The 14695-nt window shown below is 67.7% G+C and carries 14 protein-coding genes and 1 tRNA gene; 3 read left to right on the top strand and 12 right to left on the bottom strand.

What is annotated here, in order from left to right; translation table 11 throughout:
- The first annotated feature begins 45 nt into the window (after positions 1 to 45).
- Positions 46 to 726, top strand: coding sequence for a TetR/AcrR family transcriptional regulator (locus AC3A84_RS19305; protein WP_487971679.1), 681 nt, complete (start codon positions 46 to 48; stop codon positions 724 to 726).
- A gap of 57 nt (positions 727 to 783) precedes the next feature.
- Here AC3A84_RS19305 and AC3A84_RS19300 read toward each other — a convergent pair whose 3' ends face one another.
- On the bottom strand, positions 784 to 1560 hold the full coding sequence (locus AC3A84_RS19300; protein WP_487971678.1) for a type III pantothenate kinase: 777 nt from the start codon (positions 1558 to 1560) through the stop codon (positions 784 to 786).
- Positions 1561 to 1737: 177 nt separating this feature from the next.
- Between AC3A84_RS19300 and lysM the strand changes: the two genes are divergently transcribed.
- Positions 1738 to 2220, top strand: a complete 483-nt coding sequence (gene lysM / locus AC3A84_RS19295) for a peptidoglycan-binding protein LysM (protein WP_487971676.1) — start codon at positions 1738 to 1740, stop codon at positions 2218 to 2220.
- A gap of 66 nt (positions 2221 to 2286) precedes the next feature.
- Here lysM and AC3A84_RS19290 read toward each other — a convergent pair whose 3' ends face one another.
- The 7 genes from AC3A84_RS19290 to AC3A84_RS19260 all read right to left on the bottom strand — a co-directional run bounded on the left by AC3A84_RS19290 (position 2287) and on the right by AC3A84_RS19260 (position 9570).
- Complete coding sequence (locus AC3A84_RS19290; RefSeq protein WP_487971674.1) at positions 2287 to 2724, bottom strand: rhodanese-like domain-containing protein; 438 nt, start codon at positions 2722 to 2724, stop codon at positions 2287 to 2289.
- Positions 2725 to 2761: 37 nt separating this feature from the next.
- On the bottom strand, positions 2762 to 3754 hold the full coding sequence (locus AC3A84_RS19285; protein WP_487971672.1) for a M48 family metallopeptidase: 993 nt from the start codon (positions 3752 to 3754) through the stop codon (positions 2762 to 2764).
- Positions 3755 to 3760: 6 nt separating this feature from the next.
- Positions 3761 to 4549 carry a lysophospholipid acyltransferase family protein gene (locus AC3A84_RS19280; protein ID WP_487971670.1) on the bottom strand — a complete coding sequence of 263 codons (789 nt, stop codon included), beginning with the start codon at positions 4547 to 4549 and terminating at the stop codon, positions 3761 to 3763.
- A gap of 152 nt (positions 4550 to 4701) precedes the next feature.
- Positions 4702 to 5310: a D-glycero-beta-D-manno-heptose 1,7-bisphosphate 7-phosphatase gene (gene gmhB / locus AC3A84_RS19275; RefSeq protein ID WP_487971750.1), complete on the bottom strand. Its 609-nt coding sequence runs from the start codon at positions 5308 to 5310 to the stop codon at positions 4702 to 4704.
- A 54-nt stretch (positions 5311 to 5364) separates the two neighbouring features.
- Positions 5365 to 7536: a glycine--tRNA ligase subunit beta gene (gene glyS, locus AC3A84_RS19270; protein ID WP_487971668.1), complete on the bottom strand. Its 2172-nt coding sequence runs from the start codon at positions 7534 to 7536 to the stop codon at positions 5365 to 5367.
- Between the two features lie 32 nt (positions 7537 to 7568).
- Positions 7569 to 8510, bottom strand: coding sequence for a glycine--tRNA ligase subunit alpha (glyQ, locus tag AC3A84_RS19265; protein WP_487971749.1), 942 nt, complete (start codon positions 8508 to 8510; stop codon positions 7569 to 7571).
- A gap of 247 nt (positions 8511 to 8757) precedes the next feature.
- The gene (locus tag AC3A84_RS19260; RefSeq protein WP_487971666.1) at positions 8758 to 9570 is read right to left on the bottom strand and encodes a beta-ketoacyl synthase N-terminal-like domain-containing protein; all 813 of its coding nucleotides are present in this window, start codon (positions 9568 to 9570) and stop codon (positions 8758 to 8760) included.
- Positions 9571 to 9631: 61 nt separating this feature from the next.
- Here AC3A84_RS19260 and AC3A84_RS19255 point away from each other — a divergent pair.
- Positions 9632 to 9713 (top strand) — tRNA-Ile (locus tag AC3A84_RS19255).
- A 267-nt stretch (positions 9714 to 9980) separates the two neighbouring features.
- On the opposite strand, the gene fabA is transcribed toward AC3A84_RS19255, so the two are convergent.
- The 4 genes from fabA to AC3A84_RS19235 form a co-directional block, all read right to left on the bottom strand.
- Positions 9981 to 10523: a 3-hydroxyacyl-[acyl-carrier-protein] dehydratase FabA gene (gene fabA, locus AC3A84_RS19250; protein WP_487971664.1), complete on the bottom strand. Its 543-nt coding sequence runs from the start codon at positions 10521 to 10523 to the stop codon at positions 9981 to 9983.
- 324 nt (positions 10524 to 10847) lie between these two features.
- Complete coding sequence (locus AC3A84_RS19245) at positions 10848 to 11960, bottom strand: type II asparaginase (protein WP_487971662.1); 1113 nt, start codon at positions 11958 to 11960, stop codon at positions 10848 to 10850.
- A gap of 168 nt (positions 11961 to 12128) precedes the next feature.
- A complete protein-coding gene (lnt, locus tag AC3A84_RS19240; RefSeq protein WP_487971660.1) occupies positions 12129 to 13739 on the bottom strand; it encodes an apolipoprotein N-acyltransferase in 1611 nt (536 codons plus the stop codon).
- Positions 13739 to 14617, bottom strand: a complete 879-nt coding sequence (locus AC3A84_RS19235) for a CorC family transporter (RefSeq protein WP_487971658.1) — start codon at positions 14615 to 14617, stop codon at positions 13739 to 13741. Before AC3A84_RS19235 ends, lnt begins: the two co-directional genes overlap by 1 nt.
- Positions 14618 to 14695 lie beyond the last annotated feature (78 nt).

Genomic DNA, 14695 nt, shown 5'->3' with positions numbered 1-14695 from the left:
ACAGTGGTCCGCAACAAGAAACCCGCAGAGACAGGGAAGGCCGCCATGACCAAGAAAATGCCGCGCCGTACGGCCGAACGCATTCTGGAAACCACCCAGGAACTGTTCAATCGGTTTGGCGAACCCAATGTATCGACCACGGCCATTTCCGCGGAAATGCGCATCAGCCCGGGCAATCTCTATTACCACTACCCCTCCAAGGAAGCGTTGATCAATGCGCTTTTCGCCCGCTTTGAAGGAGCCCTTGAGAACTTGCTCGCATCCTGCGACGGCCTTCGCACACTGGGCGACGCCCAGGCCTTTCTGCGTTCTTTGTTGGAACTGGTGTGGCAATACCGCTTTCTCTACCGCGACATGAACGACCTGATGTCGCGCAACAGGCAGTTGGAGCTCCACATCCAATCCCTTCAGGCGCGCAAGGTGCGGGCTGTCATGTACCTGCTGAACGGCATGCGGCGAAACGGCACGCTCCGACTTCAGGAAGCAGACGTTCCCCGCCTGGCCACCAGCCTGGTGATGCTGGCGACCTACTGGTTCAGTTTCGAGTATGTGAATAACCCGCGCCACGCCCTGGAGTCGGAGAGCGAGTGCTCGTCGATCACCCGGGGAGCGGAACAGCTTCTGAGCCTGCTATCGCCCTACCTTACGAAGGAGGAGCACCAGCAACAGGACAAGCCGGCCGATACCCGCAATGCCGCAAACGCCGCAAACGCTGTGACTGCGTGAGCCTAGAAGCAGAGCCCGCTCGGACAGCAGGACGACCCCACCCTGCGTGGACAGACGCTAGACGGGCTGCGCGGCAAAGCGCCGCGATGCGATCTCCAGCAACCCGTCGAAGATCAGGTTCTCGATGAGTTCGAAAGGACGCGTCATGCTCGGCGCCATCTTCCAGCCCGCACCGCCGGTCATCATGCAGGCAGGTGGCTGGCCGCAATGCTGGATCACGTGTTGCACCATCCGCTCAACCGCGCCCGCGATGGCATAAGTGCCGCCACTGGTCAGCGCATCGCTGGTGTTGGTGGGGAAAAGGCGCACCTCGCCCGTCGGCACGTGCAGGCCCGCCGTGCCGGTCTCGAGCGCTCGCAGCATGATGCCGTGGCCAGGCAGGATGAGCCCCCCCAGGAAGCGCCCCTCTGCATCGATCGCCTCCACCGTCACCGCCGTACCCACCATCACGACGATGAGCGGGCGCGCCGGCCCCTGGGCGAGCATGCGGTGACGCGCACCGATCATCGCCACCCAACGGTCGGAACCGAGCCGCGAGGGATGGTCGTAGCCATTGACCAGGCCGGCTTCCTGGGCCGACGAAACCACCCATCGCGCCGGCACGTCCCAGAGCTCCATCTGCTCGACAACGCGGCGTTTGACCGCGTCGCCCGCGACGATGCAGCCCAGCATATGGGTCGGCGCCGGCAGGCCTGCCCAGGCGCCTTCAGCCAAGCGTTCGATGTTGTCCAGGAACTCCGCCCCGTGCGCCCGCACCGAAGCGCCGGGGTGCGGAGCATCGAACAGCGCCCACTTGAGACGGGTGTTGCCCACGTCGATGGCCAGAAAAGTCATATTCGAATTATCACGAGTTTTACCTGAGGGACTGTCTCCAGCGCATATGCCGCCGAAAGGAAGGCGGACATAGCGCCCCACTGTGGAAAATGCCCCTCGGCGCCCCATCCGACAGCGGGGCGTCATTGTTCCCGGCTACATTGCAACGCTTGTCCAACATTTACCGAGGAGCCATCCATGGGACTTTTCAACTTCATCAAGGAAGCCGGCGAGAAACTGTTCGGAGGCAAAGAGGCGCACGCTGACACGGCGGCGGCCCCCACGCAGGACGAACTCAACGCCCGCGCAGGCAAGGCCATCGAGACCTACATCGCCACGCAGAACCTGGGCGCCACCGACGTGAAGGTCACCTTCCAGGGCCCCGAGGGCAAGGTCATCGTGCAAGGCACCGCCCCCACGCAGGCCGTCAAGGAAAAGATCACGCTGTGCTGCGGCAACGTGTCCACCGTGACCAGCGTGGACAATCAAATGACGGTAACCAACCCGGAGCCGGAGGCCCAGTACCACGACGTGGTGCGCGGCGACACGCTCTCGGCCATTGCCAAGAAGTTCTATGGCGACGCCAACAAGTACCCGGTCATCTTCGAGGCCAACAAGCCCATGCTGACGCACCCCGACAAGATCTACCCCGGCCAGAAGCTGCGCATTCCGGCGCTCTGACGCCAACGCGCAGACACGTATCTACGGGCCTTCGGGCCCGTTTTTCATGTCTGCCCGGCGCGAGGATCAGCCCTGGCGCCAGGGCAGGCCGCGAAGGCGCCAGCCGCCACGCCGGTTGCGGTGGCCGTTCTCATCGGCATCGCCCTCGAAGCCTTCGAGGATGTTGTAAGCCTCCACACCCAGCTCCGCAGCGCGACGGGCGGCCGCCACCGAGCGCACGCCGCTGCGGCACAGCAGCACGGCACGGCCGCCGGGCGGCACGGCGGCCTGCAAGGTGTCGTCGAATGTGGGGTTGGGCACCATGCCGGGCCAGTGTTTCCAAGGGATGGCGACGGCGCCCGGCACGTAGCCGACCCAGTCGCGTTCAGCGTCGGTGCGCACGTCGATGAGCACGGCCTGGCCGGCCTGCACCCATTGCCAGGCAAGCTGGGGACTCACGTCGCCGGCATAGCCCTCGGCGGGCGCCGGAAGGTCGGTAGAGGTGGAAGAAGGGTTCGAGGTCATGCGGACATTCTGGCAGAGCACCCGCCCTGTCCAGCACCTATTCCCAGAGCGGGGCCGGCTCTTCGCGCAGCTGGTTGCGCAGGCCGGCGTAGTCGGGCATGACGCTGGCCACCGTGTCCCAGAAGCGTGGGCTGTGGTCCATCACGCGCAGGTGGGAGAGTTCGTGCGCCACCACGTAGTCGATGACGGCGGGCCGGTAGTGCAGCAGCCGCCAGTTCAGCCGGATGGAGCCATCGGACTTGGCGCTGCCCCAGCGCGTGCTGGCGCTGGACAGGCGCAGACTGGTCCAGCGCACGCCCAGTTGCGGCGCGAAGTGTTCCAGCCGGCGCGTGAAATGGCTGCGCGCCTCGCGCATCAGCCAAGCCTGCACGGCGTCGCGGATCTGCGCGGGCGCAGCGCTACGCGAGAGGCCCACATGCAGCGTCCGCTGGCCGCTGGCGGCATCCTGCAGCAGCGCCGCGCCTTTGCCGGAAAAACCGTGCGTCGGGTCCAGCACCACGGTCAGCGGCTCGCCCAGATAGGGCAGCACGGCACCGTCACGCCATGCGATGCGGCCGCTGGCCTGCCGGTCCAGCCGGGCCTGGGCCTCGCCCAGCTTGCGCAGGATCCATCCGGACTTTTCCTGCAGCGCCTGCTCGATGCCCGCAATGGTGACCCAGCCCGGTGCGCGCACCGCCAGCCCCTCAGGGCCCACGGTGAAGCCGATGCTGCGCCGGCGCGCCCGATGCAGCGCATAGCCGACGAGGACATCACCCAGCAGCACCTCGCGCTGCGCGTGCGGGGGACGGAAAAGCGCCGGCGAGAGCAGCGTGCCCAGCGGGGGCGCCGGGGTGGCGGAGGGCGGAGCGGAAGGTACCGGAGCGGCAGGCCGGGGCGCAGAGCCATTCGCTACCTTTTCGATAGCACCCTGCCCTTTGGAATCAAGCGCCGAGGGCCTCTTCGGCACTTCGGCGCGCTTTTCCGGCGCAGCCCGATCGCCCGTAGCCTGGCCACCCCAAAGGTCCAGCGCCAACTGCACCAAACGCTGCATCGCGCCTCAGCTCCGAGCCTGATCCATCGACTCGGCAGCAGGAGCCGTGAGCGGGGATGCCGCATAGGCCTCGGGGTCCAGGCGGCGCATCTCGGCCTCGATCCATTCCTCCACCTCGCGCATCAGCTCGTCGGGGGCGCGGCCGGTGCTGGCGATGGGCCGGCCGATGGACACATCCACCGTGCCGGACCGCTTCACGAAGGCCTTGCGCGGCCACACCTTGGCCGAGGTGACGGCGATGGGCACCACCGGCACGCCGGTCTCGATGGCGAGCCGGGCGCCGCCGCTCTTGTACTGCCCGCGCTGGCCGCGCGGCGCGCGCGTACCTTCCGGAAAGATGATGACCCAGGTGCCCTGGGCCAGCAGCCGCCGGCCCTGGTGCAGCACGCGGGCGAAGGCCTGGGCGCGCTGGCTGCGGTCGATGTGGATCATGTCCAGGCTACCGATGGACCAGCCGAAGAACGGGATGTGCAGCAGCTCCTTCTTGAACACGTAGGCCAGCGGGCGCGGCAGCATGGCCGGCATCAGGAAGGTCTCGTAGGTGGACTGGTGCTTGACCAGCAGCACCACACCCTGGCCGGGGTCGGTGGGCAGGTTCTCCATGCCGCTCACGCGGGTGCGGATGCCGATGCAGACGCGCGCCGCGTCCACGCTGAGCCTCAGCCAGGCGCGCGCAATGCGATAGCGCGCGGGAACACCGCCGCCGACCAGCCGCACCAGCAGGATGGCCAGGGTGTAGGGCACGACAGTGACGGCCATGAAGAGCAGATGGATCAGCGAGCGGAGTAAGGCCATGGCGAGGTTTCCGGGGCAGAAGGTTCTTCAGTTGCTTTCAGCCGTTTAGCGCCCATGTATCAGGCGCATATCGCTATCTTTTCAATAGCAACCGATGCGCTGGCGGCGGCAGGCCGGGCGCACGCGGGTGGGTGCCTCCGGGCAGGCACGGTTCAGACCGCGATCGCCAGGCCGCCCGCATCGGGCGCGGCGCCAGGGCGCGGCACCGCAGGGTCCAGCAGCAATGTATCGACCAGCGCATCCAGGCTGGCATGCAGGCGGGTGCCGGGCGGCCAGCCTTCAGGCAGGGGCTGGTCGGGCAAGAGGTGCTCGGAATGGCCGGTGCACACGGCATGCAACTGCCGTGCGCCGATGGCGGCGGCCGCCTGCAGGTGGGCCGCACAGTTGCCGATGGCCACGACATCCGCGCCTTCCACGCCGTAGCGGTCGCGGATCTGCTCCATCAGGCCCGGCAACGGCTTGCGGCAGGTGCAGGGCTCGCTGTCGGCATGCGGGCAGTAGAACACCGCGTCGATGCGCCCGCCCGCCACCGCCACCAGCCGCTGCATCTTGGCGTGGATGGCGTTGAGCGCCTGCGCGTCGAAAAGGCCCCGGCCCAGGCCGGGCTGGTTGGTGGCGATCACCACATGCCAGCCGGCGCGGTTGAGCCGGGCCACCGCTTCCACGGCGCCCGGCACGGGCACCCAGTCGTCAGGGGTGGCGATGAAGCCGTCGCCCAGCACGTTGAGCGTGCCGTCACGGTCGAGGATGGCGATCTTCAGCATGGTGCGGCGGGGCGTGGGTGGAGGGGTGGTGGTGGCTGGCGCCGGGGCGAATCAGGCCGCCAGGCGCGAGAGGTCGGCCACGCGGTTCATCGCCACGTGCAGGCGCTTGAGCAGGCCCTGGCGATTGAGGCGCAGGTCCAGCGCTTCGGCGTTGACCATCACGTCGTCGAAGAAGGCATCGACCGGCGCGCGCAGCACGGCCAGGGTCTGCAGGCTGGCGGTGTAGTCGCCGGCATCGAACTGCGCGTCGGCCTCGGGCACGAAGCGCTGCAGCGCGGCGAACAGGTCCTGCTCGGCCTTTTCCTGCAGCAGCTCAGGGTTGACGTGCGGGTCCACCTGCCCTTCGGCCTCGGCCTTCTTCAGGATGTTGCCCACCCGCTTGTTGGCCGCGGCCAGGGCCGGGGCCTCGGGCAGCGCGGAGAAGGCGCGCACCGCCGCCAGCTGCTTTTGCACCAGCGACAGCCGCTGCGGACGCAGGGCGATGACGGCATCGACCTCCTGCGCGCTGTAGCCCTGCTCGCGCAGGCTGCCGGCCAGGCGGTCGTAGATGAAGTCGGCCAGGGCGCCGCTGGCGTCCTGGATCTTGTCCCCGAAGGCGGGTACGGCGCCGGCCAGCAGGGGCTGCAGGTCGAGCGGCAGCTCTTTTTCGACCAGCATGCGGATCACGCCCAGCGCATGGCGGCGCAGCGCGAACGGGTCGCGGTCGCCGGTGGGCAGGTTGCCGATGCCGAACATGCCCACCAGCGTCTCCAGCTTGTCGGCCAGGGCCACGATCACACCCACGTTCTCGCGCGGCAGCTCGTCGCCGGCGAAGCGCGGCTTGTAGTGGTCTTCGATGGCGTGGGCCACCTCGTGCGCCAGGCCGTCGTTGGCGGCGTAGTAGCCGCCCATGATGCCCTGCAGCTCGGGGAATTCGCCCACCATGTCGGTGACCAGATCGGTCTTGGCCAGCAGCGCGGCCGTGTCCACACAGGAAAGCAGGTAATCGCGGGCGATCTCGCCGTCGGGCGAATCCAGCTCGGGGTTCTGCGCGCCGATGCCGGCGAAAAGCTGCTCGGCAATGGCGCGGGCGATGGCGCGCACGCGCTCCACCCGCTCGCCCTGCGTGCCCAGCTTGTTGTGATAGACGACCTTGCCCAGCGCTTCGACGCGCGAATGCAGCGTCTTCTTGCGATCCTGGTCGAAGAAGAACTTGGCGTCGGCCAGGCGCGGGCGCACCACGCGCTCGTTGCCGCCGATGACGGCACTGGCATCCTGCGGGCTGATGTTGCTCACCACCAGGAACTGGTTCGTGAGCCGGCCTTCGGCGTCCAGCAGCGGGAAGTACTTCTGGTTGGCCTTCATCGTGAGGATCAGGCATTCCTGCGGCACGTCGAGGAATTCCTTCTCGAATTCGCAGACCAGCACGTTGGGGCGCTCGACCAGGGCCGTCACTTCATCGAGCAGCGCGTCGTCGTCGATGGGGCGTACGCCGCCGCCCACGCGCTCGGCCGCCGCTTGCAGCTGGCGGGCGATCTCGGCGCGGCGCTCGGTGAAGCTGGCGATCACCGCGCCCTCGTCGCGCAGCTGCTGCGCATAGCCGTCGGCGTTCTGGACCACCACCGGTTGCACGGCCGCCTCGAAGCGGTGGCCCTGCGTGGTGTTGCCGGCGGCGAGGCCCAGGGCCTTCACCGACAGCAGCACCTCGGTGCCGTGCAGCGCGACCAGGCCGTGCGCGGGGCGCACGAAGTTCACGCTGCTCCAGCCGTCGGCCAGCTGGTAGCGCATCACCTTGGGGATGGGCAGCTTGGCGATGGCATCGTGCAGCGCCTTCTGCAGGCCGTCGGACAGGGTCGCGCCGCGGGCCGTGCTGTTGTAGAAGAGCACGTCGGCCTTGCCGTCGTTGACGCGGGCGAGCTGCGGCACGGCCGAGGCGTCGGCGCCCAGGGCGGCGAGCTTCTTCAGCAGCGCGGGGGTGGCGGTGCCGTCGGCGGCCAGGCCCACGGACACGGGCATGAGCTTGTGCGAGACGGCCTTGTCATCGGCGGCGGATGCCACTTCGGTGATGTGCGCGGCCAGCCGGCGCGGCGAGGCGTAGGCGGTCAGGCGCGAGCCGGCCGAGGTCAGGCCCTGGGACTTGAGCTGCTCGAACAGCACGCCGGCAAAGGCATCGCCCAGCTTCTGCAGGGCCTTGGGAGGCAGTTCTTCGACGAAGAGTTCGACGAGAAGGTTGGGATGGGTCATGGTGGTCTGTATTCCTGCTGCGTGCCCGTGCCTCAGGCCGCCTTCTTGTTGTTCTGCTGTTGCTCGGCCTTGGCCAGATCGGCCAGCACTTCGGTGGCCCAGTCCTTGGGCGCCATCGGAAAGCCCAGCCGCGCACGGCTGTCCAGATAGCTCTTGGCCACGGCGCGCGCCAGGTTGCGGATGCGGCCGATGAAAGCGGCGCGCTCGGTCACGCTGATGGCGCCGCGCGCGTCCAGCAGGTTGAAGCTGTGCGCGGCCTTCAGCACCTGCTCGTAGGCGGGCAGCGCCAGTTGCTGCTCCATCAGGTGCTGGGCTTGGCGTTCATGCGCATTGAAGGCGGTGAAGAGGAAGTCAGCGTCGGAATGCTCGAAGTTGTAGGTGGACTGCTCCACCTCGTTCTGCTTGTACACGTCGCCGTAGGAGAGGCCATCCGTCCAGGTCAGGTTGTAGACGTTGTCCACGCCCTGCAGGTACATGGCCAGTCGCTCCAGGCCGTAGGTGATCTCGCCGGTGGCGGGCTTGCAGTCGATGCCGCCGACCTGCTGGAAATAGGTGAACTGCGTCACTTCCATGCCGTTGAGCCAGACCTCCCAGCCCAGGCCCCAGGCGCCCAGCGTGGGGTTCTCCCAGTCGTCTTCCACGAAGCGGATATCGTTCTTCTTCAGATCGAAGCCCAGGGCTTCGAGCGAGCCCAGGTACAGCTCGAGGATGTTGGCCGGCGCGGGCTTCAGGACCACCTGGAACTGGTAGTAGTGCTGCAGGCGGTTGGGGTTCTCGCCGTAGCGGCCGTCCTTGGGGCGGCGGCTGGGCTGCACGTAGGCAGCTTTCCAGGGCTCGGGGCCGATGGCGCGCAGGAAGGTGGCGGTGTGCGAGGTGCCGGCACCCACTTCCATGTCGTAGGGCTGCAGCAGTGCGCAGCCCTGTTCAGCCCAGTACGACTGCAGCTTCAGAATGATTTGCTGGAAGGTCAACATGCGTGTGTGTGGCATGGCCGGGCCATGCATGGAAATACGGAGACAAAGAGGCAGCGCGCCGCGGCGCGCGGAACGGGCGATTCTACGAGCCGCACCCCGCGCGACCCGCGGGGCCCGGAACCAGGCCGGGGTAGTTGGCGCACCGCCTCACCGGCTTTCAAACAAAAACAGCTGCCAGCGCGCCTGGAGAGGGCACTGGCAGCTATCTTTTTAGTAGCGCCTGAGACTTCAGCGCACCAGCACGGAATCAAGCCTGCCAGCGACGCAGCACCAGGCTGGCATTGGTGCCGCCGAAGCCGAAGCTGTTGGACAGCACAGTGGTCAGCGCGGCATCGCGCGACTCGCGCACCAGGGGCATGCCCTCGGCCGCCGGGTCCAGATTCTCGATGTGGGCCGAGCCGGCGATGAAGCCTTCCTGCAGCATGTACAGGCAGTAGATAGCCTCCTGCACGCCGGTCGCGCCCTGCGAGTGGCCGGTGAGCGACTTGGTGGACGAGAACGGGGGCACCGCATCGCCGAACACCTCGCGCAGCGCACGCAGCTCGGGCAGGTCGCCCACCGGGGTGGAGGTGCCGTGCGTGTTCACGTAGTCGATGGCACCGCCGCCGGCTTCGGCCACGGCCTGCCGCATGCAGGCGATGGCACCGTCGCCCGAGGGGGCGACCATGTCCTCGCCGTCGGACGAGAGGCCGAAACCCACGATCTCGGCCAGGATGGTGGCTCCGCGCGCCTGGGCATGCTCCAGGCTTTCCAGCACCAGCGCACCGCCGCCGCCCGCGATCACGAAGCCGTCGCGGTCCACGTCGTACGGGCGCGAGGCTTTCTCGGGCGTGTCGTTGTACTTGGCGGACATGGCGCCCATGCCGTCGAACAGCGTGGCCAAGCCCCAGGAGAGTTCCTCGCCGCCACCGGCAAACATCACGTCCTGCAGGCCGAAGGCGATCTGCTGGGCCGCCATGCCCACGCAGTGCGCGGAGGTGCTGCAGGCCGAGGTGATCGAGAAGTTGATGCCCTTGATGGCGAAGGCCGTGGACAGGTTGGCTGACACGGTCGAGCCCATGCAGCGCGTGACCTGGTAGGGCCCGACGCGGCGGATGCCCTTGGAGCGCAGCGTGTCGGCCGCCTCGATCTGGTGGGCTGGCGAGCCGCCGCCCGAGCCCATGATCAGGCCGGTGCGCGGGTTCGAGACCTGTTCGGGCGCCAGACCCGACTGGGCGATGGCGTCCTTCAGCGACAGATAGGCGTAGGCCGCGGCATCGCCCATGAAACGGCGCAGCTTGCGGTCGATGAGCGCGTCCAGGTCGATCTGGGGAATGCCGGCCACCTGGCTGCGCAGGCCGAGTTCCTTGAACTCGGGCATGGCGCGGATGCCGGACTTGCCCTGGCGCAGCGACTGAACCACAGCCTGCTGGTCATTGCCGATGCACGAGACGATGCCCGCACCCGTGATGACGACGCGCTTCTTGCTGGTCATGCCGATGCTCCCGTTGCGAGTGCTCCGTCCTTCCCGTCTTCTTCGCGCTTGAACAGGCCCACGCGGAGGTCGTTGGCCACATAGATTTCCTGGCCATCAGCCAGCAGGCGGGCATCGCCGATGGCCATGACCAGCTTGCGCTTGATGACGCGCTTGATATCGATCTCGTAAGTGACGAGCTTCACATTGGGGCCGACTTCGCCCGTGAACTTGACCTCGCCCGCACCCAGGGCGCGGCCGCGGCCGGGCAGTTGCAGCCAGGTCAGGTAGAAGCCGATGAGCTGCCACATGGCGTCCAGCCCCAGGCATCCAGGCATGACCGGGTCGCCCTGGAAGTGGCAGGCAAAGAACCACAGGTCGGGCTTGACGTCGAGTTCGGCACGAATCTTTCCCAGCCCATGGGCACCGCCGTCGGCATCGATGTGCGTGATGCGATCGAACATCAGCATGGGCGGCAGCGGCAGGCGGCCACTGTCGGGAGTGAACAGCCGGCCTTCACCCGAGGCGATCAGTTGTTCATAGGAAAAGGAATCAGCCATTGTCAGTCGTGCTCCAGATCGGCGCCTTGCCGTCGCGGGGGGGGTGGGTGGGAAAAGGAACGGAAAGAGGAAAACGCAAACTATCAGAAACCGGTGCGCACCGCATTGTGCCGGTGCCACGGCCCATCATTATCCTGTGTCGCGGCCGGCGGATCGTTGGAGAGGGCCAAGGGACTTCGCCAATCCTGCGCCGCCCGCATGACATTTCCTTGCCAGCCCTTGAACGGAAAAAGCTCCCGAAGGAGCTTTGAGCGGGTAGGCCGGGCTCCCGGCACACAGGCCGGGCAGGCCTTCGGATCAGCGATCCGCCGTGATTCCCGGCGATCAATACTGCCAGAAAATGCGCTGCAGTTCCTGGCTGGTCTGCGGGCGGGTCAACGCCACGGCGGCCAGGATGCGGGCCTTCTGCGGGTTCAGGTCATGCGCAACCACCCAGTCGTATTTGTCGTCGGGCTGTTCGGCATTGCGCAGCACGAAGCCGTCGGCCACGCGCGAGGAGCGCACGATCTGCACGCCCTTGCCGCGCGCTTCCTGCAGCGCGGGCACGATGCGATCAGCCACCGAGCCATTGCCCGTGCCGGCGTGGATCAGCGCCTTCACACCGGAACCTGCCACGGTATCGACGAGCGAACGCGGCACGTTGCCGTAGCCATAGACGATGTCCACGGGCGCGAGGGCCGTGATGTCGTCGATGTTGAACTCCGACTGCATCGTGTGGCGCTTGACCGGGGCGCGGAACCAATAGCTCTTGCCTTCCACCACCATGCCCAGCGGGCCCCACTGGCTGCGGAACGCCTGCGTCTTGATATTGATGCCCTTGGTGACATCACGGCCGCTCTGGATCTCGTCGCTCATGGTCACCAGAACGCCCTTGCCGGCCGATTCCTTGCTGGCGGCGACCGTGACCGCATCCAGCAGGTTCAGCGCGCCGTCGGCCGAGAGGGCCGTCCCGGGGCGCATGGAGCCAACCACCACGATGGGCTTGTTGGTATGCACGACCAGATTCAGGAAATAGGCGGTCTCCTCCAGCGTGTCGGTGCCGTGCGTGATGACGATACCGTCCACATCAGACTGCTTGGCCAGGGCCGACACCCGCTTGCCCAGCTGCAGCAGCTGGGCGTTGGTGAAGCTCTCGGAGGCGATCTGGAAGACCTGCTCGCCGCGCACGTTGGCGACATTGGCCAGCTCGGGCAAGCCGGCCAGCAGTTTGTCCACCGGCACCTTGGCCGCTGCGTAGGAAGCGCTGTTGGCCGCCGTAGCGCCGGCACCGGCGATGGTGCCGCCGGTGGCCAGCACCACGACCTGGGGCTTGGACGCTGCAACGGTTGCGGCAGCCGGCTGCGCGGCAGGGGCCAGCTGCTGGGCGGGCGAAACGATGGCCCAGGCGGCGAAGGCTGCGCCGGCCAGCAGGCGCTTGAGGTTCAGAGGCGAAAACATGAGCAGAAAATCTCCGAGTCGTTGTAGGTATGGAATACGCTGCTGCGCGGCCCACGGGCTCCGGGGCTTGCACGCAGCGTTCATGCCCGCACGCCTTGTGGGCCGCAGGTGGCGTATCGTAGTCGCCCACGCAGGGCTGGCGAGCAAAAAACGCCCCGATGGCAGCATTCAGTCTCGGCTGCGGCGGGCCGAGACCCAGGCCCCGCCGGCCACGGCCAGGCCCAACGCCCAGAGTGGCCAGAGCCCCCAGCGCGACACCCACCAGGCGAAGGGCGTGACCTCGCCCCGGCGGCCCTGCACCTCGGCCAGCAGCACGCCGCGCGTGTGCGGCGCCAGTTCGGCAGTGACGATGCCCCGGTGGTCGATGACGGCCGTGGCGCCAGTGTTGGTGGCGCGCACCATGGGCCGCTCGAATTCCAGGGCCCGCATGCGGCTGATGGCCAGATGCTGGTCGATGGCCACGCTGTCACCGAACCATCCGATGTTGCTCAAGTTCACCATGATGGTCGGTGCCGTGGCGGCATCGGCGAAGCGCGTGCCCAGCTCTTCGCCGAACAAGTCCTCATAGCAGATGTTGGGGGCGATGCGCTCGCCCTGCCAGTCGAACGAAGGCTGCCCCATCGCCCCGCGGTTGAAGTCGCCCAGCGGGATGTTCATCATCTCGGTGAACCAGCGGAAGAAGGGCGGAATGAATTCGCCGAAGGGCACCAGATGGTGCTTGTCGTAGCGGTAGGGAGCGACCTGCCCCGGCGCGAAGCCCAGCACCGAATTGGTATAGCCCAGGTCCGCAGTGCCCAGAGGAATGCCGATCAGCGCCGCCTGCCGGCCGGCCGTGAAATGGTCGGCCAGGCTTTCCAGATAGCCGGGCATCAGCTGCTGCGGCAGCAGCGGAATGGCGGTTTCCGGCGCCACCACCAGGGAGGCCGTGGCGCTCTTGAGCTGCCCGGCATACCAGCGCAGTGCCAGCGGCACGCCGCTGCCGGGCTGGAATTTCTCGTCCTGCGGAATGTTGCCCTGCAGCAGCGCGAGCGAAAGCCCCGGGCGCGGCGCAGCACCGGGCGCGCACTGCTCCACCGCGCAGTGGCGCTGCGCAGAGAGCGCCGCCCACATCAGCACAGCCGCGGTGGCCAGCGCCCACACGCCCCGGCGGCGCGCGTCGGCCCGGCGCAGGAGCGCCAGGCCCATGGCCGAGGCCGCCGCGACGAAGCCCACGCCATAAACACCGACGCTGCGCGCCAGCACGGCCAGCGGCCCCTCGACATGCGCGTAGCCTCCGGCGCCCCACGGAAAGCCCGTCCACCAGACGCCGCGCGCCAATTCGGCCAGCAGCCAGAATGCTGCGAAAACCATAGCAGAGAGCGCTCTATTTTCCGGCGCCACCCGCCGAAAACACCCCGCAACCACTGCGTAGTAGCCGCCCAGGAAAGCCGCCAGCCCCAGCACCGCCAGCACGGCCAGCGGCGCGGCCAGGCCGCCATAGGTATGCATGGAAATGAAGAGCCACCAGAAGGTCGCCGCCAGCCAGGCCGTGGCGAAGAGCCAGCCCAGCGCCGCGGCGCGGCGTGGGGTGGGCGCCGCCAGCAGTTGCCGGCCGAGCACGGCCAGCGAAAGGATCTGCAGCCACCAGAGCGGCTGCCCGCCCCAGGGCCAGGCAATGGAGCCAGCCTGCGCCAGCCCGGCCAGGGCCGCCAGCAGCCAGGGCAGCGCGCGCCGCCAGAGCGGGCCGGACGGCGGGGACTGCACGGTCTCGCCGGGCAGCGGAGCGGCGGCCGCGCCCATCAGGCGGCGGGCACGGCGCCTTCGGCCGCCGGAGACACCTTGAACCAGCGCACCGCGCCGCCCTTGGCGTGCAGCACCACGAATTGCAGGCCGCCCAGCACGGCCTGCTCGCCCTTGCTCGGGGTGTGGCCGAGCTCATGCGCGATCAGTCCTCCGATGGTGTCGAATTCTTCGTCGGGGTCGCTGCTGTGCAGCGTCACGCCGAAGGCCTCGGCCACGCGCTCGACGGGGGTGTCGCCGCTCACGCGCCAGGTCTGGTCGGCCAGGCCGAAGATGTCGCCCTCGTCCTCGGGAATGTCGAACTCGTCCTCGATCTCGCCGACGATCTGCTCGAGCACGTCTTCGATGGTGACCAGGCCGGCCACGCGGCCGAATTCGTCGATCACCACCGCCATGTGGCTGCGCGTGCTGCGGAAGTCGCGCAGCAGGTCGTTCAGGCCCTTGCTCTCGGGCACGAACACCGCCGTGCGCAGCAGGGCGCGGATGTTCAGCTCGGGCGCGCGGCGCAGCTTGAGCAGGTCTTTGGCCAGCAGGATGCCGATGATGTTCTCGCGCTCGTCCTGATAGACCGGAAAGCGGGAGTGCGCGGTGTCGATCACCTGGCTGACCAGGGTTTCGAGCGGCGCGCCGATGTCGAGCAGGTCCATGCGCGTGGCGGGCACCATCACGTCGCTGGCGGTCATCTCGGCCATGCGGATCACGCGTTCGAGCATGACGCGGGCGTCGGCGTTGATGACGTCGTTGGTTTCCGCCTCGGCCAGGGTGGCGATCAGTTCATCCGTCGAATCGGGGCCGGGATGGATGAATTCGACGAGTTTCTGCAGGAAGGTGCGCTTGTCTTCCTTGTCGGAAGGGCGTCCCGGGTGGGGATCGGACACGGTCTCGGAGTGCAGGAAGTGCGGTCGTTGGACAAGCTGCAAGGATAGCGGATCACTTTGACGCTGCTGCAGCGCCCG

It is taken from the genome of Paracidovorax sp., from assembly GCF_057642795.1.
Note: the sequence above shows the minus strand (reverse complement) of the source record. Positions and strands in the feature narration are given on the sequence as shown.

Coding starts and splice junctions, on each gene's coding strand:
- glyQ (WP_487971749.1), bottom strand. CDS start 8,510: ATGTTGACCTTCCAGCAAATCATTCTGAAGCTGCAGTCGTACTGGGCT.
- AC3A84_RS19290 (WP_487971674.1), bottom strand. CDS start 2,724: ATGACCTCGAACCCTTCTTCCACCTCTACCGACCTTCCGGCGCCCGCC.
- glyS (WP_487971668.1), bottom strand. CDS start 7,536: ATGACCCATCCCAACCTTCTCGTCGAACTCTTCGTCGAAGAACTGCCT.
- AC3A84_RS19280 (WP_487971670.1), bottom strand. CDS start 4,549: ATGGCCTTACTCCGCTCGCTGATCCATCTGCTCTTCATGGCCGTCACT.
- AC3A84_RS19300 (WP_487971678.1), bottom strand. CDS start 1,560: ATGACTTTTCTGGCCATCGACGTGGGCAACACCCGTCTCAAGTGGGCG.
- AC3A84_RS19305 (WP_487971679.1), top strand. CDS start 46: ATGACCAAGAAAATGCCGCGCCGTACGGCCGAACGCATTCTGGAAACC.
- AC3A84_RS19285 (WP_487971672.1), bottom strand. CDS start 3,754: ATGCAGCGTTTGGTGCAGTTGGCGCTGGACCTTTGGGGTGGCCAGGCT.
- AC3A84_RS19260 (WP_487971666.1), bottom strand. CDS start 9,570: ATGGGCTCGACCGTGTCAGCCAACCTGTCCACGGCCTTCGCCATCAAG.
- fabA (WP_487971664.1), bottom strand. CDS start 10,523: ATGGCTGATTCCTTTTCCTATGAACAACTGATCGCCTCGGGTGAAGGC.
- lnt (WP_487971660.1), bottom strand. CDS start 13,739: ATGGGCGCGGCCGCCGCTCCGCTGCCCGGCGAGACCGTGCAGTCCCCG.
- lysM (WP_487971676.1), top strand. CDS start 1,738: ATGGGACTTTTCAACTTCATCAAGGAAGCCGGCGAGAAACTGTTCGGA.
- AC3A84_RS19245 (WP_487971662.1), bottom strand. CDS start 11,960: ATGTTTTCGCCTCTGAACCTCAAGCGCCTGCTGGCCGGCGCAGCCTTC.